Raw genomic sequence first — 19,280 nt, forward strand, 5'->3', positions numbered from 1 at the left:
CACCACAACGAGCCGCCACCCGCCCCGCCGGATCCAATGGACCCGTGACCGCGCCCCCGGACGACTGCCTCGCGCGCAACGAGTGGATCTGCGGTGAGTATCTGACCACCCGCCGCCACATCCTCCTCGACGCGGTCCTCCAGCATCTCCAGCTGACCGCGATCTCGGTGCTGATCGGCCTCGCTCTCGCCCTCCCGCTGGCCGTCGTGGCGCGCCGCTGGGGCTGGGCGGCCGGGCCGGTCCTCGCCGTCACGACGATCCTCTACACGATCCCGTCCCTGGCGATGTTCTCGCTGCTCCTGCCCGTCTACGGCCTCTCGAAGAGTCTCGTCGTCGCCGGACTCGTGCTCTACTCGCTGACCCTGCTCGTGCGGAACATCCTGGCGGGCCTGCGCGCCGTCCCCGCGGAGACCCGACAGGCCGCGCGCGGCCTGGGCTACGGCCCCATCCGCCTCCTGCTCACCGTCGAACTGCCCCTCGCCCTGCCCGCCGCGATGGCCGGACTGCGCATCGCCACGGTCTCGGCGGTCTCCCTGGTCACGGTCGGCGCGATCGTCGGCTTCGGGGGGCTGGGCAACCTCATCTACGCCGGAATGAACACCTACTTCAAGGCGCAAGTGCTCACCGCCTCCGTGCTGTGCGTGGTCATCGCGATCGTCGCCGACCTGCTCCTGCTCGCCGTGCAACGCCTGCTCACCCCCTGGACCAGGGCGGCCCGCGGATGAAGACACTGACCGACGCCTGGGACTGGCTCACCGACTCCGCCCACTGGTCCGGCGACGACGGCATCTGGCACCGGCTCGCCCAACACCTAGTCCTCACCGTCGTCTGCCTGGTCATCAGCTGCCTGATCGCCCTGCCCGTCGCGCTCGTCCTGGGCCACCTCGGCAAGGGCGGCGCGCTCGCGGTGAACATCTCCAACATCGGCCGGGCCGTCCCGACCTTCGCCGTCCTCGTCCTCCTCCTGCTGACCCCGATCGGGAAGTGGGGCGAGGGTCCCACGGTCGTCGCCCTGGTGCTGTTCGCCGTACCGCCGTTGCTCACCAACGCCTACGTCGGGATGCGCGAGGTCGACCGCAGCGTCGTCCAGGCCGCTCGCGGTATGGGGATGACCGGGCGGCAGATGCTGTTTCAGGTCGAACTGCCCCTGTCGCTCCCGATGATCATGAACGGGGTGCGCATCGCCGCCGTCCAGTTGGTCGCCACCGCGACGATCGCCGCGCTGGCCGGCGGAGGCGGCCTGGGGCGGATCATCACGGCCGGGTTCAACCTGGCCGATACGGCGCAGGTGGTGGCCGGGGCCGTGCTCGTCGCCGTGTTCGCGCTGGTCGTCGAGGGGATCTTCGAGACGGCGGAACGACTGTCGCCGCGCTGGGCCAGGGGCGAGCGGTGAGGCGGCCCCTGGCCCTGGCGGCCGTACTGCTGCTGGCGGGCTGCTCCACGGGTCCGTCCCTGGAGAACCAGGGCGCGGTCACCGCGCCGCCCGGCGACAGCCACCACCTGACCATCGGCTCCGCCGGATTCACCGAGAGCGACCTGCTCGCCCAGATGTACTCCCTGCTCCTGAAGCAGGCCGGATACAAGACGTCCCTGCTGACCGTCGCCAACCGCGAACTGTACGAACCCGCCCTGGAATCAGGGCAGATCGACGTCGTCCCCGAGTACGCGGCCACCTTCGCCGACTGGCTCAACGCCAAGACCAACGGAGCCGACGCGCCACCGGTCGGCTCGCCCGACCTCGACGCCACGATGAAGGGCCTGCGCCGACTGGCCACGCCTCGCGGTCTCACGGTCCTCGCCCCGGGCCGGGCGGTCGACCAGAACGCCTTCGCGGTGAGCACGTCCTACGCCCGGAAGCATGACCTGAAGACCCTGAGCGACCTGGGCGCGTCGGGACTTAAGGTGCGGCTCGCCGCAGGTGACGAGTGCGTCCAACGGCCTTACTGCGAACCGGGGTTGAAGAAGACCTACGGCATCGACATCACCGCCGTCGACCCCAAGGGCGTCGGCACCACCCAGGCCAAACGGGCCGTGCAGAGCGGCCAGGACCAGATGGTCCTCACCACCACCACCGACGCCACCCTCTCCGAGTTCGGCCTCGTCCTCCTCGCCGACGACAAGCACCTCCAGAACGCCGACTACGTCGTCCCGGTCGTCAACCGCTCCCGAGCGGGCGGCGCAGGAGTCACCAAGGCGCTGGGCAAACTGAACGACGTCCTCACGACGGCCGACCTCGCCGCCATGAACGAACAGGTCGACAGCTGGCGGCGGTTGGCCGAGGACGTGGCACGGAGCTATCTCAAGGACAAGGGCCTGGTGGACTGACATCGGCCGGATCGTCGACCGGCCTGGCAACTGGTCCGGCAACCGGTCCCGCAGGGGTGCCAGCCGTCAGGCGTCCGCCACCGAGTCGAACGACACCTGATCCCGCGGCACGCCCAGCGCGTCCGCGTCCACCGACCGGCGCAGCGCCTCGTGGAGTTTCGCCGGGGTGAGGACGCCGAGGAAGCGGGCCTCGTCCAGCACGGCGACCCAGCCGGCGTCGTGCTGGAGCATCACGCCGAACGCCTGCTTCAGGGGTGCGCCGACGGGGACCCAGGCGTTCATGCGCCGTGCGCGGTCGCCGACCGTGCCGTCCGAGTCGAGATCCTCGATGCCGACCCAGCCGTGCAGGTCGCCGTACGTGTCGAGGACGACGGCCCAGCGCGCGCCGTCCGCCCGCAGGCGGTCCGCCGCCTGTCCGGCGGGCTCGTCGAGGCGGGCCACCGGCGGCTGTTCCAGGTCCTCGGCCTCGATCGCGGTGACCGACAGCCGCTTCAGCCCGCGGTCGGCGCCGACGAACTCGGCGACGTACGGCGTCGCGGGCGTGCCCAGCACCGCCCCGGGGGTGTCGAACTGCTCGATGCGCCCCTGCCCGTAGACGGCGATACGGTCGCCGAGCCGCACCGCCTCCTCGATGTCGTGCGTGACCAGCAGCACCGTCTTGCGCACCGCGGCCTGCATCCGCAGGAACTCGTCCTGCAACTGCTCCCGCACCACCGGGTCGACGGCCCCGAACGGCTCGTCCATCAGCAGTACCGGCGGATCGGCGGCCAGCGCCCGCGCCACGCCGACCCGCTGGCGTTGACCGCCGGAGAGCTGGTCGGGATAGCGCGGCCCGTACAGCTTGGGATCCAGGCCCACCAGATCGAGCAACTCGGCCGCCCGCGCCCGGGCCTTCGCCCGCTTCCAGCCGATCAGCGCCGGCACGGTCGCCGTGTTGTCGAGGATCGTCCGGTGCGGGAAGAGCCCCACCTGCTGGATGACGTACCCGATGCGCCGCCGCAGCCGCACCGGATCGACGGCGGCGATGTCCTCGCCGTCCATCAGGATCCGTCCCGAGGTCGGCTCGATGAGCCGGTTGACCATCATCATGGTCGTCGTCTTGCCGCAGCCGGACGGGCCGACGAGCGTGACGAGCTCGCCCTCGGACACCTCGAAACTCAGGCCGTCCACCGCCGTCGTACCGTCCGGATACCGCTTGGTGACCTGTTCGAACCGGATCATGCCCTCACGCTAGCCGCGCCTCTCACACCCCGCGCCCCGGCACGGCCCGGGGCCCGGCGAATGGCTGAAGCCGCTGGTGAACGGGCCGCTACGCGTTCTCCTCCGCGCTCGCCCGACCGCTCACCAGCACCACCTCCAGGGTGCGCGGACCGTGCACTCCCTCGACCCGGTCCAGCTCGATGTCACTGGTCGCCGACGGGCCGGAGATCCACGTCAACGGGCGGGTCGGGTCGAGGCGTTCGAGGGCCTGGGGGACGGAGGAGACGACCTGGTCCGGGACCCGTACGACACAGATGTGGTGGTCGGGCACGAGGGTGATCCGGCGGCGGCCCTGGTCGGGGCTGCCGTCCAGGACGATGGTGCCGGTCTCGGCGATCGCGATCGCGCAGCCCGTGATCACGCTCTCGACCTTGTCCAGCTCGTGCGGAGTGCTCGCGGCGCGGTCGTGGACGCGGGTCGGACCGGCGGCCGACATCCACTCCGGCGGCAGCTCCGGGGGTACCAGCACAGACTGGGATCCCCGCTGGGCGAGCAGCCGCATGATGAGGTTCGGCAGCTCCTCCGCGTCCGTGCGGTGCACGAGCGCCCGGTAGTCCGCGAGGTTCTCCGCCAGCAGATCCACCGTCTGCTCGACGCTCCGGTCGCCGTGCTCCCGCAGATACTCACGCGGAACCGCCTGCTCGTACGACGTGTCGTCCTGCGGTACGTCGGCCAGCGCGCGCCGCACCCGGCCCAAGATCCGTTCCCTGCTGCTCACTTGGCGGCCCCCTTGTCGGTGTTCCCGCCCTGCGTGCGCTGCCACCAGTCACGGAACGGCTCGGCCGGCAGCGTCGGCAGATCGCGGCTCTCGCTCCACGCCCGGCCGGGGCCCGGCAGCGTCCGCGGATGGAAACGGCGGGTGCGGGACGCGAGCCGTTGCCCGGTGCGCAGCGCACCGGGGCGGCCGAACGCCCAGCGGGCCGCCCGCATGGCCGCCCGCTCGGCGGCATGCCCCTTGGCGGGCTTGAGGATCACCTTGTTGCCCTCACGGGTCACCTGCCCGCCCTCCACGATCCGCTCGCGCAGGTGCACCAGCACCTCGGGGATGTCGATCGCGACCGGGCACACCTCGTAGCAGGCGCCGCACAGCGACGAGGCGTACGGCAGTGAGGCGTCGATCTCGCTTGCCGTGCCCCGGAGTTGAGGGCTGAGGATGGCGCCGATCGGGCCCGGGTAGACCGAGCCGTAGGCGTGGCCGCCCGCCCGCTCGTAGACCGGGCAGACGTTGAGGCAGGCCGAGCAGCGGATACAGCGTAGGGCCTGGCGGCCGACCTCGTCGGCGAGGGTGTCGGTGCGGCCGTTGTCGAGCAGGACCAGGTGGAAGTTCTGCGGCCCGTCCTCGTCCGTCGTGCCCGTCCACATCGACGTGTACGGGTTCATGCGCTCGGCGGTGGAGGAGCGGGGGAGGGTCTGCAGGAAGACCTCCAGGTCCCGCCAGGTCGGCAGGATCTTCTCGATGCCGACGACCGAGATCAGCGTCTCGGGCAGGGTCAGGCACATCCGGCCGTTGCCCTCGGACTCGACGACCACGAGCGTGCCGGTCTCGGCGATCATGAAGTTGGCGCCGGAGACGCCGACTTTGGCGCGCAGGAACTTCTCGCGCAGGTGCAGGCGCGCGGCCTCGGCGAGTTCGGCGGGGGTGTCGGTGAGGCCTTCGGGGGCCGGGCGCCCCCACTCGCTCATCTCGCGGGTGAAGATCTCCCGGATCTCGCCGCGGTTGCGGTGGATCGCCGGAACCAGGATGTGCGAGGGCCGGTCCTTGCCCAACTGCACGATCAGCTCGGCGAGATCGGTCTCGTAGGCGCGGATCCCCTCCTCCTCCAGCGCCTCGTTGAGCCCGATCTCCTGCGTGGCCATCGACTTGACCTTGACGACCTCCGACTCACCGGTCTCCTTGACCAGTTGGACCACGATCCGGTTCGCCTCGTCGGCGTCCGCCGCCCAGTGGACCGTGCCGCCGGCCGCGGTGACCGCCTCCTCCAACTGCACGAGATAGCGGTCGAGATGAAAGAGGGTGTGGTCCTTGATCCGCTTGCCCGCCTCGCGCAGCTCCGCCCAGTCGGACACCTCGGCCACGGCCTTCGCGCGCTTGGCGCGGATGGTGTGCGTGGCATGGCGCAGATTGCCGCGCAGGGTCTCGTTGCGCACCGCGTCGTGCGCGGCCACCGGGAAGGCCGGCATTCCTACGAATGTCCCGCTCATGCCGCCGGCTCCTCCTCCGTGCTCGCCAGGATCTCCGCGATGTGCACCGGCCGGATACCGGTGCCGAGCCGCGTCATCGTGCCGCCGATGTGCATCAGACAGGAGTTGTCGGCGGCGCACAGCACCTCCGCGCCGGTCGACTCGGCGTTGCGCACCTTGTCCGTGCCCATCGCCGCCGAGACATCGGGGTTCTTCAGCGCGAAGGTGCCGCCGAACCCGCAGCACTCGTCGGCACCCGGCAGCTCGACCAGCTCCAGCCCCTTGACGGACTGGAGCAGCTTGCGAGGGCGGTCGCCGAGCCCCAGGCTGCGCAGCCCGTGGCAGGTCGGGTGATAGGTGACCGTGTGCGGGTAGTACGCGCCGACGTCCGTCACCCCGAGTACGTCCACGAGGAACTCCGTCAGCTCGTACGTCTTGGGCACCACCGGCGCCAGCGTGGTCGCGAGGCTGTCCCCGCGCCCTTCCGCCCGCGCCCGCTCGCCCATGCGCGGGTACAGCTCCCGCACCATCGCCCCGCACGACCCGGACGGCGTCACAATCGCCTCGTACTCCCCGAATACATCGGAGAAATGCCGAGCGAGCGGCTCCGCCTCATGCCGGTACCCGGTGTTGTAGTGCGCCTGCCCGCAACACGTCTGGGCCATCGGGAAGTCGACCTCGACGCCCAGCCTGGTCAGCAGTTTCACCACGGCACGGCCGGTGTCCGGATAGAGCGTGTCGTTGACACAGGTCAGGAACAGGGCGACACGCATCGCGGCTCCTTGGGATCGATCATCGGATGAGTGCAGCGTAATGCGACGACACGGCCCGGGGGAGCCCCTGTCACCTTCCGGTGAGCCGGACCTGTGCCTCGTGCCACCGCGCCGTGTCGCCCCGCGGCTCGTAGCGGGTGAGCGGTTGGGTACGGATGAGCAGGCGCCGCATGGCCGGGAGGTCGCCGACCAGGCCGTGCGCCCGGGCCTGCACGAGGACGTTTCCGAGGGCCGCCGCCTCGGTCGGGCCCGCCACCACCGGCAGGCCGCAGGCGTCGGCGGTGAGCTGGCACAGCAGTGCGTTGCGGGTGCCGCCGCCGACGATGTGCACGACGTCGACGGGCTGGTCGGCGAGCCGTTGTGCGTCCTCCACGGCCCGACGGTGGGCCAGGGCGAGCGAGTCGAGGATGCAGCGCGTGATCTCCGCGGGCGAGGCGGGCACCGGCTGCCCGGAGGCGCGGCACGCCTCGGCGATCCGCTCCGGCATCCGGCCCGGTGCCAGGAACGCCTCGTCGCCCGCGTCCACGACCGACCGCAGCGCCGGCACCTCGGCCGCGTCCAGCAGCAAGGCGCCCAACTCCGGTTCGCCCCAGGCCCGTACACACTCCTGGAGCAGCCAGAGCCCCATGATGTTCCGCAGATAACGGACCGTGCCGTCCAGCCCCAGCTCGTTGGTGAAGTTGGCGGCCCGGCTCTCCTCGGTCAGCACGGGCGCGGCCAGTTCGAGGCCGGCCAGTGACCAGGTGCCGGTGGAGATGTACGCGAAGCGCTGGCTGCCGCCGGCGGGTACGGCGGCCACGGCGGACGCCGTGTCGTGCGACCCGACCGCCGTCACCGGCACCGGACCTTTGAGGCCGGTCTCCTCCAGCACGTCCGCGCGCAGCACACCGGCCGGGTCCCCGGGCTGTCGCAGGGGCGCGAACAGGCCGAGGTCGATGCCCAGTCGGGAGGCGACCTCGTGGGACCAGTCGCGGGTGCGGGGATCGATGAGCTGGGTGGTCGAGGCGTTGGTGAGCTCGGTGCCCTGCTCGCCGGTGAGCCAGTAGGAGAGCAGGTCGGGAACGAGCAACAGCCGTCGGGCGTGTGCGAGTTGGTCCGTGGAGCGGGCGGCCACCAGCTGGTAGAGGGTGTTGAAGGGCGCGTACTGCAGGCCCGTCGCCGCGTACAGCTCCTCGGCGGGCAGGGTCGCCCACACCTTCTCCGCGATGCCCTCGGTGCGGGAGTCCCGGTAGTGGACGGGATTGCCGAGCAGCGCGCCGTCGGCGTCCAGCAGGCCGTAGTCCACGGCCCAGCTGTCGATGCCGACGGAGTCGAGCCGTCCATCGCAGTGGGCACCCGCGGCCCGCAGTCCGTCCAGCACGCCCGCGTACAGCGCCAGAATGTCCCAGCGCAGCCCCTCGGGCACGCGCATGGGCCGGTTGGGGAAGCGGTGGGCCTCGGTCAGCTCCAGGCTGTCGGGCCCGACGCGGCCGACCATGACGCGCCCGCTGGACGCGCCGAGGTCGACCGCGGCGTACGCGTGCACGGCTCTCACCGCCGTCATCGCAGGAAGGCGGCCGCGACACCGGCGTCGACCGGGACGTGCAGACCGGTGGTGTGCGTCAACTCCCCGCCGGTCAGCGCGAACACGGCGTTCGCCACATGCTCCGGCAGCACCTCGCGCTTGAGGATCGTCCGCTGCGCGTAGAACTCGCCAAGCTTCTCCTCGGGCACGCCGTACACGGCCGCCCGCTGCGCGCCCCAGCCGCCCGCGAAGATGCCGGAGCCGCGCACGACACCGTCCGGGTTGACGCCGTTGACGCGGATGCCGTGCTCGCCCAACTCGGCGGCCAGCAAACGTACTTGATGGGCCTGGTCGGCCTTGGTGGCGGAGTAGGCGATGTTGTTCGGACCGGCGAAGACGGCGTTCTTCGAGGCGATGTAGACGATGTCGCCGCCCAGCTCCTGCGCGATCATCACCCGCGCGGCCTCGCGTGAGACGAGGAAGGAACCCCGGGCCATGATGTCGTGCTGAAGGTCCCAGTCCCTGGCCGAAGTCTCCAGCAGGGGCTTGGAGATGGAGATACCGGCGTTGTTGACCACCAGATCGACCCCGCCGAAGGCGAGCACGGCAGCCCGGAACGCCTCAGCGATCTGCTCCTCCGAAGTCACGTCGACCGTCACCGCGACGGCCTTGTCCGCCCCGCCCAACTCCTCTGCCACGGCAACGGCGTTGTCCGCGTCGAGGTCGGCGACCACGACACACGCGCCCTCGGCGGCCAGCCGCCGCGCGATGGCCTTCCCGATCCCGCTCCCCGCACCGGTCACCAGCGCCACCCGGGTCGCCAACGGCTTGGGCTTCGGCATGCGTTGGAGCTTGGCCTCCTCCAACGCCCAGTACTCGATACGGAACTTCTCCGACTCCTCGATCGGCGCGTACGTCGAGACGGCCTCGGCGCCCCGCATCACATTGACGGCGTTGACGTAGAACTCGCCGGCCACCCGCGCCGTCTGCTTGTCCTTGCCGAAGGAGAACATGCCGACGCCGGGGACCAGCACGATCGCCGGGTCGGCGCCGCGCATCGCGGGGGAGCCGGGCAGGGCGTGCCGCGCGTAGTAGGCGGCGTACTCCTCGCGGTACTCGGCGTGCAGCTCCTTCAGCCGGGCGATCGCCTCCTCCAGCGGGGCGGCCGGCGGCAGGTCGAGGACGAGCGGCCGGACCTTGGTGCGCAGGAAGTGGTCCGGGCAGGAGGTGCCGAGGGCCGCGAGCCGCGGATGCTCGGCGCGGGAGACGAAGTCCAGCACGACGTCCGCGTCGGTGAAGTGACCGACCTGCGGCCTGTCCTGGGAGGCGAGGGCGCGCACGTACGGCGCGAGCGCGGCGGCCCGAGCCCTGCGGTCGACGTCCGGCAGACCGTCGTACCCCTCGATGACGGGACCGAAGGGCTCGGGCCGCCCCTTCTCCGCCAGGAAGGCCTCCGCAGTGCGGATGATGTGCAGCGAGTTGCGCTCGCACTCCTCGGACGTGTCACCCCACGCCGTGATCCCGTGCCCGCCCAGCACGCACCCGATGGCCTGCGGGTTGGCCTCCTTCATCGCCGCGATGTCCACGCCCAGTTGGAACCCGGGCCGCCGCCACGGCACCCACACCACGGTGTCACCGAAACACTCGGCGGTCAGCTTCTCGCCGTCCGCCGCGCACGCCAGCGCGATCCCGGAGTCGGGGTGCAGATGATCGACGTGCGCGGCCTCGACCAGGCCGTGCATCGCCGTGTCGATGGACGGCGCCGCCCCGCCCTTCCCGTGCAGGCAGTAGTCGAACGCGGCGACCATCTCGTCCTCGCGCTCCACACCGGGATACACGTCCTTCAGCCCGCGCAGCCGGTCGATCCGCAACGCGGCGAGCCCGGCCTCGGTGAGCGTCCCGAGGTCGCCACCGGATCCCTTCACCCACATCAACTCGACGTCACCGCCGGTCACGGGGTCGATGTCGATGCCCTTCGCCGAGGTGTTGCCACCGGCGTAGTTGGTGTTGCGGGGGTCGGCGCCGAGGCGATGGGAGCGCGCGAGCAGGGCGGCGGCCTCGGGGTGCGCGGCTTCGGGGTGGGGTGCCATGTCCATTCAGTCCTTCGAGAAGAAACCCTGTGTGAAGCGCTGCGTGAATTGACGCTTGAATCGTTTCAGGGAAACTAGTCGCAGGGCTGTGACGGCGTCAAGATGTCGGCGTGGCCGTCACGGGAGTTGCCCGTGAGAGGTGGGTCGGCACGCTCGCTCCATGAATCGATTCATGGGGCTCAGCCCAGGACGGCCGGCTTGAGCACCTCCTCGCACCACTGGCGGAAGCCGGTGGGGCCGGGCCGTGCAGTGCGCTGCTCCTCGTCGTAGGCGCCGTTGTTCTGGGCCGTGGCCATGTCCGCCAGGCCCTGCGCCGACGCCTCGGACGCGCCGCGCCCGAGCATGTTCTGCCGGTGCGCCTCGGGGAGGATCGACTGGAGACGGACCGGCCGCTCCAGTACCTCGGACATGATCGTGGCCATGTCGTCGGGGGTGATCGCGTCGGGGCTGATCACCGGGACGCCCTCGTAGCCGGTCCACGAGTGGTCGTGGAGCAGTTCGGCGGCCTTGGCGGCGATGTCGCGGGTGGCGACGAGCGCGAGTACGCGGTCCGCCGGCTGCGGCAGGAAGAACATGCCCTGGTTCCTGATCGGGTCGATCTGGCGGAGCAGGTTCTCCATGAACGTCGGCGGGCGCAGCGCCCGGTAGGCGACGCCCGTGTCGGCGATCAGTTCGTCGGTGGCCCGCGCGGCGGACAGGTGTCCGGCGTTCTTCTCGATACCGACGCCCATGGTGGAGACGGCCACCACCTGCCGGACGCCGTGGGCCTCGATCGCCTCGCAGGCAGGGCGGGTGCTGTCCAGGTAGTAGGCCTCGACGTCGGTCGTGCTGTGGTCCGGGGGCACCACCCAGAAGACGCGGTCCGCGCCCTCGAAGGCCTTCATGGCGACATCGCGGTCGGTGTGGGACCCGGCGATGACGTCCGCGCGTTCGCGCACCCGCTCGGGGAGCCGGGACGGGTCGCGTGCGATCACGCGGATCGGCTCATCGCCTTCGAGGAGGGTGTCGAGGACCTGTCGGCCGATCGAGCCGGTGGGAGTGGTGATGACGATCAAGGGGGACTCCGAAAGTTCTGGGCGCATGGTTGTGGGTGCTTCGCGGCGAGTGCATCTCGCCGAGTGCTTCGTGCGTCGCACTTTGTGCGCCGCGCTTCGTAGTTCGATCCTCCGACCGGCCCCGGCGGAACGGAAGGATCGAAGAGGTCCCACTTGTTACCCTGGAGGTAACACCGAATCGGAGGTGTCAGGCCATGGAATCCCGGCCCCTGCGCTACTTCGTCGCCGTCGCCGAAGAGCTCAACTTCGCCCGTGCCGCCGAGCGCCTGGGCATCTCGGCCCCACCCCTGTCCCGCGCGATCCGCAAGCTCGAAGCGGACCTGGGCGTCACCCTCTTGGAGCGCAGCACGCACAGCGTCGCACTGACGGCGGCCGGCAGCGTCCTCCTGTCGGAGGCCCGGGGCGCCCTGGAGGCCCTGCACGCGGCCGGACGACGGGCCCAACGCGCGTCCGGCCCGGACGCGAAGCTGGTCCTGGCCGTCAAGGCCGACGGCTACGGGGGCCTGCTGGACACCATCCTGGCCCGCTTCGCGGCCGACCCGGCCGCCCGGCCCGTGACGATCCGCCTCTCCGGCTGGGGCGAACAGGTCCATCTGCTGCGCCAGGGCGAGGCGGACGCCGCTCTGGTCTACGACCCGTTCGACAGCACCGACCTCGACACGGAGCCGATCTTCGTCGAACCGCGCCAGGCGGTCCTCCCCGCCGCCCACCCCCTCGCCGCGCGGGATCGCCTCACCCTCGCCGACCTCGCCCTCCCCGGAGTCGAACCGGGCAACCTCGCCGGCCTCGGCCAGTACCTCGACTCGACCGTCGAGCAACACGGCTTCATCGACCTCGCCCAACTGCTCGCCCACGTCGAACTGGGCGATCTCGTCACGCTGTTGCCGGAGTCGGTGACGGTTCGCTATCCGCGGCCGGGTGTCGTCTACCGTCCGGTTGTGGATGTCGCGCCTGCCACGCTGTCGATCGCGTGGCCTCAGAAGTCCTGTTCTGTGGCGACGGCGGCGTTGGTGCGGGCTGCGACTTCGGTGGTCGCGTAGGGGGAACGGGTCGGCGGTGCCGGCAGGAGTGTTCTGGGCCGGGAAGGCGGGCGGACAGGTAGGGAGGCAGGGCGGAGGAGGAGCGCGGAGGTGGCCATGGCCTCATCTACGCCCTTCGGCTTCCCAGATGCCGTCACCGCGCTCGACACCGCCCGCCGCGTCCGTACAACAGTGGGCGACGGTGTCAGCGAAGACCCGGGCCAGCGGGGCGAGGGCGTCCCAGCGGCGAACGGCCCAGCCGACCGGGAGCGGGGGCAGGTCCGGGAGGGGGATGAGACGGAGAGGACTGTCACCGGGAACCAGTCGGCCTGGCAGGGCAGGGACTACGGCGTGTCCGAGGCCGAGTTCTGCCAGCAGGAGGGCGGTGTCCCAGTCGGCGACGCCGGTGTCGGAGCTGCTCCGTACGCCCAACTCGGCGAAGGCGGCGTCGAGTCGGGCACCTGACGTGGAGTTCTGGGGGAGTCGGATGAGACGGATCTCGGCGAGGATGTCGGTGAGTTCGGCTGTCGTGGCGCAGGGTCGGTCTGCGAGGGGATCGTCGGTACGGACGGCAAGTACCCAGGGCAGATGGACGACAGGGCGCTGCTCGATGCCTCGTACCGGGCCGTCGATGGTGACCCAGGCGAGGTCGAGGTTGCCGGCGGTGAGTGCGTCGAAGCAACTGCGGCTGGAGGTCTCCGTCCGGAACTCCAGGCTCACCTTCGGGTAGCGCCGCCGGAAGTCGACGATGGCTTCCGACATGAAGTGCCGCACCGTCGTCCCGCCCGTGGTGACACGCACGGAGCCGGTCTCACCGTTGGCGAGGTCGTCGATGTGTCGCAGGGCCAGTTCCAGACCGGCGATGCTGCCGGCGGCGGCTTCGCACAGGACACGTCCCGCGGGTGTGGGCACTACACCTCGCGGTTGGCGCTCCAGGAGGCTGACGCCGGTCTCCCGTTCCAGCCGCTTCACATGCTGGCTCACGGCGGATTGCGTGCAGCCCAGCTCCCGGGCGACGGCACTGAGGTTTCCCGCCCGGCATACGGCCACGAAGACGCGCAGGTCGTCCAGAGTCATAACTCCAAGCTACAGCTGGGGTGTTGGCAGAAATCCGGAGGATTGACTGGGGTGCGTGAATTCCAGGACGATCGATGCAGGGCCCAGGCGGCAACCCGTCCGACGCTTTCGCGGGGTCCGGACCACAGGCGAAGGCGCGGACGGGTGCCGACCTCAGTGTGGGAAGGAGAGTGCCCTGTGGCTGCTTGCCCTGAATCTGCCTTTGCCTCGGGCTCTGCGCCTGCCGACCGAGCCGTCGCGCTGCTGCGCAAATTCGGTGCCGCAGATATTGCCCACCCGGGCGGCACCCTCCTCGCGCACCTCCAGCGGGTCCAGGCACAACTCGCCGACTGGGGCGCCCGCCCCGCCCTCCAACTCGCGGGCCTGTGCCACGCGTTCTATGGAACCGACGGCTTCCCAACCGCTCTGCTGCCGGTGGACCGCCGTGCCGAACTCGTCCTGGTGATCGGCGCCGAGGCCGAAGCGATCGTGTACTGCTATGCCTCGTGCGACCGGAAGGCCACTTACCCGACGGTCACAGACGCCGACGGGCCTTTCCGCGACCGTTTCACCGGTCGCGGCCTCAGACCGGAGCTTCAACTGCGCTGCGACTTCGCCGAGTTGTCCGCTGCCAATGAACTCGACATCGCCCGCATCGATCCTGTGTTTCGCGAGAGGTGGGGACCCGAACTCCTCGCGCTCTTCACTCGCTTCCGCCCCCTGCTGAGTCAACCTGCCTGGTCGGCTTGTGAGTCTGAAGTGAGTTCCTAACCGATGAGGGTCTTCTTCGGGCGGACCACGCAGAACTCATTCCCCTCCGGATCGGCCAGCACCGTCCACGACTCGTCGCCGCTCTGACCGACGTCCGCCCTGCGGGCGCCGAGCGCGAGGATGCGCTCGATCTCGGCCTCCCGGTCCTCCGCGGCGGACGTCAGATCGAGGTGCAGACGGTTCTTGACGGCCTTGCGGTCCGTCACCGGCATGAAGCAGATGCCCACAGGCGCGGTCTCGTCCGGCCCGATCACGACCTCCCGCTCCCGTTCGGAAAGGATCCGCCAGCCCAACACCTCGGCCCAGAACCGGGCCAGCGCGGGCAGATCGTGGGCGTCGATGACGATGTGATGCAGTGAGACAGGCATGTGGGCCAGTGTGCCCAGTGATTGGCTGGGCGGACCCTGTACCGATCCCGGATCGATGGGAAGCGCATGTACGTCGCCCCCGGACCTCCACTCCGCGCAGGCCACTCGTCGGATCACGCGCTTGGGCGAGCATGACCGGGTCACGATCGACGCCGATCACCGTGCCGTGCTCACCGACCCGCTCAGCCAGTGCCGGAAGCTCAGCGCTCAGCAGTCAAACGCCGACCAGCAGATGTCGTTCCGCAATCGCTGGTCGTCGAGTACGAGCTCGCGAATCGCTTCCGGGAGCTGGCCGCGCTGCCACTGGCACTCGAGTCGCCCTGCGGCCTCGCTCCCGCCCGTTGGCGCGGCAGCGCGTGCGGCCTTGATCGCGTAGGCGGCCGCGCCGAGTTCGTGCGCGGCGACGTGTGCGACGGCTCCGGCCTGGCCGGCCGCATACGCGGCATGCCGTGCTGCACCACGTAGCTCTCGAGCCGCGCCCATCGCATGGCCGCCCGCCGCGCGGGCCTGCATCATCTTGACCTCACCACGCACCCAGGCGCGGGCATGCTCGATCGCCTGGCGCGGCCGAGGGTCCTCAGGTTGAGCCGACTCGAAGTGGCCAAGGACGTGCTCCGCGCAAGCCGCCGCCCAAAGGGCGAGGAGATGGTGATCCGAATCGGTGAGGGTCCCACCGCGGCGGATCGTCACGAAGCGAGGGTCCCTGACCTTCGGGAGGACCATGGCCGGCATTCCTTCCTACTGGCATCCGTCCCACACCCGAGGACGCGCACCCGCGACCATGCACACCCCGAAGCGAAGCCTGCAAACCTGGTGGTCGATCGGCATGCTTGCATACCCCTCTCCGGGCCGGACAAGACGAGCTCTCAGCCGCCGACCACCTCGCGCACGACGGAGCGCGCGGCGGCCTTTTCACCGACCTGCGCCCGGGGCCGTGACCGTCCGTCAGTTGGTGTGGCGGCGGACCGCGTCGAGGAGTTGGTCGATGTCGTCGGCGCTGTGGGAGAAGGCGGTGACGAAGCGGACGATGCCCGGTTCCCAGCGGTCGTGGTAGAAGGCGTAGCCCTCGGAGAGGAGCCCTTCGGCGACCTGCTGGGGCAGGCGGCAGAAGAGGATGTTGGCCTGGGGGGTGGCCAACAGGCCTGCGCCGGGGAGGGACTTGAGGCCGTCGCCGAGGCGGGTGGCCATCTCGTTGGCCTGGCGGGCGTTGCGCAGCCACAGGTCGTCGGCGAGGTACGCGTCGATCTGGGCCGTCTGGAAGCGCATCTTGGAAGCGAGTTGGCCGGCGCGCTTGGCACGGAAGGCGAGTTCGGAGGCGAGCGTGGGGTCGAAGGAGACGATGGCGTCGGCGGTCATCGCGCCGTTCTTGGTGGCGCCGAAGGACAGGACGTCGATGCCCGCCTTCCAGGTCATCTCGGCCGGGGTGGCGCCGAGATGGGCCAGGGCGTTGGCGAAGCGCGCGCCGTCCATGTGGACGCGCAGGCCCGCGTCCTTGGCGATGGCGGACAGGCGGCGGATCTCCTCCAGGGTATAGACACTGCCGCTCTCGGTGGCCTGACTGATGCTCACCACGGACGGCTGCACGCTGTGCACGTCACCGGCCCGGCGCCGCACCGCGGTTTGGAGTGCACCGGGGTCGATCTTGCTGTCGGGGCCCGGCACGCCCACGAGCTTGGCGCCGTTGGTGAAGAACTCCGGAGCCCCGCACTCGTCGGTGTTGATGTGGCTGTCGGGGTGCGAGAGCACGCTGCCCCACGGCGGGGTGAGGGCGGCCAGGCTCAGGCCGTTGGCGGCGGACCCGGTGGAGACCGGGAAGACATCGACGTCCCACTCGAAGATCTCGCCGAGCCTGCGGCGCGCGCTGTCGGTGAAGGGATCGTTGCCGTACGGCAGGACCTGCCCGGCGGCCGCGTCGGCGACTGCCTGCGCTATCTGCGGGGACACCCCGGCCATGTTGTCGCTGATGAAGGCACGGCTGGAGGGAGTGATGAGAATGTCACTGTCAGTAGAGGAACTGCCCCTCGCATGGCTGCGCGACAACTGCCCCTGCCTCCGCTGCCGGGATCCGCGCAACGGGCAGAAGCTGTTCCAGATCACCGAGTTGCCCGTCGATCTCGCGCTCGGTGCGGTCCGGCAGACCGCCGACGGTGTGGAGGTCGACTGGGCACCCGACGGCCACCGTTCCGCGTACTCCGCGCGGTGGTTGACCGCCAACCGGCCTGACGCCGGCGACGGCTCCGGGGATCGGCGCGACGAGACCGGGAAGACGCTGTGGGTTGCCGCCGACTTGGCTGACGGGCTCCCCGAGGCGGACTGGGCGGAGTACCTGCGCGACCCGGTGACCAAGGCGCGGGTGCTGGAGTCGGTCCTCGGGCTCGGGTTCGCCCTGCTGCGCGACGTGCCGTGCCGCGAGGGTCAGGTGCTGGCAGTGGCGGAGACCTTCGGCTACGTCCGCGAGACCAACTACGGTCGGCTCTTCGACGTGCGCGTGGAACCGGACCCCAACAACCTCGCCTTCACCGGTGCACGGATCGCCCCGCACACCGACAACCCGTACCGCGACCCGGTGCCCACGCTCCAGTTGTTGCACTGTCTGTCCAACGCGGCGGTCGGCGGCGACTCCGGCCTTGTGGACGGGTTCAAGGCCGCCGCGCTGCTGCGTGCCGAGGACCCGGAGGCGTTCGCGGTGCTGACGCGCATCCCCGTGCCGTTCCGCTTCAGCGACGCGCGTACCGAGCTGGCGGCCGACCGGCCGTTGATCGACGTGGACGGTCGTGGTCGGATCCGCGAGGTGCGGTTCAACAACCGCTCGATCTCCACGCTGCGGCTGCCCGCCGACGAACTGGACGCCTTCTACCGGGCGTACCGGATCTTCGCCGAGATCACCCTGCGACCCGAACTCCAGCTGGACTTCCGGCTCTCGCCCGGTGACTGCCTGATCTTCGACAACGTCCGGCTGCTGCACGCCCGTACCGCCTTCGAGGAGAGCGGCGCCCGCCACCTCCAGGGTGCCTACGCCGACATCGACGCGCTCGCCGGGACCTTGGCCGTGCTGCTGCGCCAACGGGTCGTGGCGGGTGAGGAGTTCCTGGACGGACTCGCCCAACTCTTCACGGGCGAGGGGGCGGGCGCATACCTGGGCGAGGCGGTGACGATGGCACAGCACATGTTGCAGGCCGCGGCGCAGGCCGAAGAAGCGGGTGCGCCGGGCCCGTTGGTGGCGGCCGCGCTGCTGCACGACATCGGGCACTTCCAAGGCCCGGTCAGTGGCGAGGAGTTGATGGCCGGTACCGACAACCTGCACAGCCACACCGGGGCGGATCGGTTGGCCGACTGGTTCGGCCCTGAGGTCACGGAGCCGATCCGGCTGCACGTGGCGGCCAAGCGCTACCTGTGCGCGGTCGAGCCCGAATACTTCGACCGGCTCTCCGAGGCTTCGGTGTACACGCTTGAGGTGCAGGGCGGTCCGATGTCTCCGTCCGAGGTCGACGGGTACGAGGCGAACCCCTACGCGGCGGACGGGGTCGCGGTGCGTCGCTGGGACGACGAGGGCAAGGACCCCGAGGTGTCGGCCCCGGATTTCGCGCACTTCCGGCCGTTGCTCGCGGCGCTGCTGCGGACCGCTTGATCAGGCCTCCGGACGGGCGTCCGTCCTGCCGTGTCGGCGTCTGGTCAGGTGTTGGAGTCGGCGTCCGGGCAGGCGGCCGTCCCTCCCCGCCGGCGTCCGGTCAGGCGTCGCCGGCCGGGCGGCGGGCCAGCGAGCCGGAGGCCGCTGAACTGTGCACGGTGAAGGCGACGGTCTCCGGCAGATACCGGTCCTCGGACCATTCGATCGGCGTGCCGGTCGGATCCGTGCTGACCCGCCGCTCGCGCAACAGCGGGTCGCCGGGCCGGCAGCCGAGCAGGCGGGCGTCCTCCGCGTCGGCCCGGCACAGGTCGATGGCGTGCTGGGCATCTGCGAACAGCACCCCCACTCCTCAAGCGCCACGGTGTAGGAGACCGTGTCCGACGGCAGCGCGTCGAGCAACTCACCAACGGCAGGCGGGTAGACGGTGCGCTCCAGCATCACCGGGCGGCCCGACAACGTACGCAGCCGTCGTACTTGGTAGACCTCGGCTCCCTCCGGCAGGCGCAGTTGGGCACGTTCGGTCGGGTCGGCGGGCCGGGTGTCCGTGGCGACGATCAGGCCGCCGGGTTCCTCGCCCGTCGAACGGGCCCAGCGGGTGAAGCTGAGCAGTTCGCCGAAGCTTTGCGGCCGGGGCACCCCGATCACGACCCGCCGGGTACCGCGCCGCGAGGCGATGAGCCCCTCGGTCCGCAGCATGGCCATCGCCTGGCGGACCGTACCCCGGGAGACGCCGTACCGTTCGGCGAGCTCGCCCTCGGTGGGCAGCCGCCCGCCGGAGCCGTATCTGCCCTCGCCGATCTCCCGGCCCAGGTCCGCCGCGACCTTCCGGTACATGGCCTGGTCCCGCGCCCCGCGTTCCCCGGCCGCGCCCTGCGTCACCCTGTCCCTCACCGCCCTGCTCGGCCACGGCCCTTCCCGACCGGGTCACGGATGTGCTCTGAGCAGGGAGCCTAATGGGGCTCACCGAATACCACTGACCGTGCCGCGCGTCCGAACCCTCACCATCTGTGCCTGCGACGCGGCACCGAACACGTGCGGCTCGCCGAACTCCCGCGGCGGTCACCGGCCTCTCGCGATCACGAGCCCCGGCCGTCACGGGCGTGGCCGAGCGCCCGTCGAATGCCTGTGGCCGGCACCGAATCCCCGCCGGGGCCACCGATTCCTCGCCACCACCGTCCACGCCGGGCGAGCGTCCGCCAATACACCTGCGGCCGGCACCGAACCCGCGCCGCGGTCACCGACCCCTCGCC

Annotated in this window: 18 protein-coding genes and 1 pseudogene; 6 read left to right on the forward strand and 13 right to left on the reverse strand. The window is 70.7% G+C overall.

Going from position 1 to position 19,280, the window contains the following annotated elements:
• The first annotated feature begins 44 nt into the window (after nucleotides 1-44).
• The 3 genes from M2283_RS05100 to M2283_RS05110 are packed head-to-tail and all read left to right on the forward strand — an operon-like array spanning nucleotide 45 to nucleotide 2,325.
• Complete coding sequence (locus M2283_RS05100) at nucleotides 45-725, forward strand: ABC transporter permease (protein ID WP_280874804.1); 681 nt, start codon at nucleotides 45-47, stop codon at nucleotides 723-725.
• Nucleotides 722-1,393 (forward strand): ABC transporter permease, encoded by a 672-nt coding sequence (locus M2283_RS05105; protein WP_280874805.1) that lies wholly within the window; start codon nucleotides 722-724, stop codon nucleotides 1,391-1,393. Before M2283_RS05100 ends, M2283_RS05105 begins: the two co-directional genes overlap by 4 nt.
• Nucleotides 1,390-2,325, forward strand: coding sequence for an ABC transporter substrate-binding protein (locus tag M2283_RS05110; protein ID WP_280874806.1), 936 nt, complete (start codon nucleotides 1,390-1,392; stop codon nucleotides 2,323-2,325). The genes M2283_RS05105 and M2283_RS05110 overlap by 4 nt, the downstream gene beginning before the upstream one ends.
• A 66-nt stretch (nucleotides 2,326-2,391) precedes the next feature.
• On the opposite strand, the gene M2283_RS05115 is transcribed toward M2283_RS05110, so the two are convergent.
• The 7 genes from M2283_RS05115 to M2283_RS05145 all read right to left on the reverse strand — a co-directional run bounded on the left by M2283_RS05115 (nucleotide 2,392) and on the right by M2283_RS05145 (nucleotide 11,188).
• Nucleotides 2,392-3,546, reverse strand: a complete 1,155-nt coding sequence (locus tag M2283_RS05115) for an ABC transporter ATP-binding protein (protein ID WP_280874807.1) — start codon at nucleotides 3,544-3,546, stop codon at nucleotides 2,392-2,394.
• A gap of 88 nt (nucleotides 3,547-3,634) precedes the next feature.
• A complete protein-coding gene (locus M2283_RS05120; protein ID WP_280874808.1) occupies nucleotides 3,635-4,303 on the reverse strand; it encodes a LutC/YkgG family protein in 669 nt (222 codons plus the stop codon).
• Nucleotides 4,300-5,787: a LutB/LldF family L-lactate oxidation iron-sulfur protein gene (locus M2283_RS05125; RefSeq protein ID WP_280874809.1), complete on the reverse strand. Its 1,488-nt coding sequence runs from the start codon at nucleotides 5,785-5,787 to the stop codon at nucleotides 4,300-4,302. The genes M2283_RS05120 and M2283_RS05125 overlap by 4 nt, the downstream gene beginning before the upstream one ends.
• Nucleotides 5,784-6,539 carry a (Fe-S)-binding protein gene (locus M2283_RS05130; RefSeq protein WP_280874810.1) on the reverse strand — a complete coding sequence of 252 codons (756 nt, stop codon included), beginning with the start codon at nucleotides 6,537-6,539 and terminating at the stop codon, nucleotides 5,784-5,786. Before M2283_RS05130 ends, M2283_RS05125 begins: the two co-directional genes overlap by 4 nt.
• Nucleotides 6,540-6,609: 70 nt before the next feature.
• Nucleotides 6,610-8,082 carry a rhamnulokinase gene (locus tag M2283_RS05135; protein ID WP_280874811.1) on the reverse strand — a complete coding sequence of 491 codons (1,473 nt, stop codon included), beginning with the start codon at nucleotides 8,080-8,082 and terminating at the stop codon, nucleotides 6,610-6,612.
• Nucleotides 8,079-10,133, reverse strand: coding sequence for a bifunctional aldolase/short-chain dehydrogenase (locus M2283_RS05140; protein ID WP_280874812.1), 2,055 nt, complete (start codon nucleotides 10,131-10,133; stop codon nucleotides 8,079-8,081). The genes M2283_RS05135 and M2283_RS05140 overlap by 4 nt, the downstream gene beginning before the upstream one ends.
• 179 nt (nucleotides 10,134-10,312) lie before the next feature.
• Nucleotides 10,313-11,188 (reverse strand): NAD(P)H-binding protein, encoded by an 876-nt coding sequence (locus tag M2283_RS05145; RefSeq protein WP_280874813.1) that lies wholly within the window; start codon nucleotides 11,186-11,188, stop codon nucleotides 10,313-10,315.
• Between the two features lie 194 nt (nucleotides 11,189-11,382).
• Here M2283_RS05145 and M2283_RS05150 point away from each other — a divergent pair, with 194 nt between their 5' ends.
• Nucleotides 11,383-12,228: a LysR family transcriptional regulator gene (locus tag M2283_RS05150; RefSeq protein WP_280874814.1), complete on the forward strand. Its 846-nt coding sequence runs from the start codon at nucleotides 11,383-11,385 to the stop codon at nucleotides 12,226-12,228.
• Between the two features lie 102 nt (nucleotides 12,229-12,330).
• Here the strand turns inward: M2283_RS05150 and M2283_RS05155 are convergent, their stop codons facing one another.
• Nucleotides 12,331-13,284, reverse strand: coding sequence for a LysR family transcriptional regulator (locus M2283_RS05155; protein WP_280874815.1), 954 nt, complete (start codon nucleotides 13,282-13,284; stop codon nucleotides 12,331-12,333).
• Nucleotides 13,285-13,461: 177 nt separating this feature from the next.
• Here M2283_RS05155 and M2283_RS05160 point away from each other — a divergent pair, with 177 nt between their 5' ends.
• Nucleotides 13,462-14,034 carry a DUF6817 domain-containing protein gene (locus tag M2283_RS05160; protein ID WP_280874816.1) on the forward strand — a complete coding sequence of 191 codons (573 nt, stop codon included), beginning with the start codon at nucleotides 13,462-13,464 and terminating at the stop codon, nucleotides 14,032-14,034.
• On the opposite strand, the gene M2283_RS05165 is transcribed toward M2283_RS05160, so the two are convergent.
• From M2283_RS05165 to M2283_RS05175, 3 genes are all read right to left on the reverse strand, one after another.
• A complete protein-coding gene (locus tag M2283_RS05165; protein WP_280874817.1) occupies nucleotides 14,031-14,402 on the reverse strand; it encodes a VOC family protein in 372 nt (123 codons plus the stop codon). The two genes, M2283_RS05160 and M2283_RS05165, sit on opposite strands and share 4 nt — an antisense overlap.
• A 207-nt stretch (nucleotides 14,403-14,609) precedes the next feature.
• The gene (locus tag M2283_RS05170; RefSeq protein ID WP_280874818.1) at nucleotides 14,610-15,125 is read right to left on the reverse strand and encodes a putative immunity protein; all 516 of its coding nucleotides are present in this window, start codon (nucleotides 15,123-15,125) and stop codon (nucleotides 14,610-14,612) included.
• Nucleotides 15,126-15,347: 222 nt separating this feature from the next.
• The gene (locus M2283_RS05175; protein ID WP_280875554.1) at nucleotides 15,348-16,397 is read right to left on the reverse strand and encodes a threonine aldolase family protein; all 1,050 of its coding nucleotides are present in this window, start codon (nucleotides 16,395-16,397) and stop codon (nucleotides 15,348-15,350) included.
• On the opposite strand from M2283_RS05175, the gene tmpA reads away from it, so the two are divergent.
• On the forward strand, nucleotides 16,396-18,030 hold the full coding sequence (gene tmpA, locus M2283_RS05180) for a 2-trimethylaminoethylphosphonate dioxygenase (protein ID WP_280874819.1): 1,635 nt from the start codon (nucleotides 16,396-16,398) through the stop codon (nucleotides 18,028-18,030). The genes M2283_RS05175 and tmpA overlap by 2 nt on opposite strands.
• Before the next feature lie 100 nt (nucleotides 18,031-18,130).
• Here tmpA and M2283_RS05185 read toward each other — a convergent pair whose 3' ends face one another.
• Nucleotides 18,131-18,370: a UTRA domain-containing protein gene (locus M2283_RS05185; RefSeq protein WP_280874820.1), complete on the reverse strand. Its 240-nt coding sequence runs from the start codon at nucleotides 18,368-18,370 to the stop codon at nucleotides 18,131-18,133.
• Between the two features lie 104 nt (nucleotides 18,371-18,474).
• Nucleotides 18,475-18,864 (reverse strand): annotated as a pseudogene (locus M2283_RS05190) (GntR family transcriptional regulator); the annotation flags it as partial.
• Nucleotides 18,865-19,280 lie beyond the last annotated feature (416 nt).

This window comes from Streptomyces pseudovenezuelae (assembly GCF_029892565.1).
GTDB lineage: Bacteria > Actinomycetota > Actinomycetes > Streptomycetales > Streptomycetaceae > Streptomyces > Streptomyces pseudovenezuelae_A.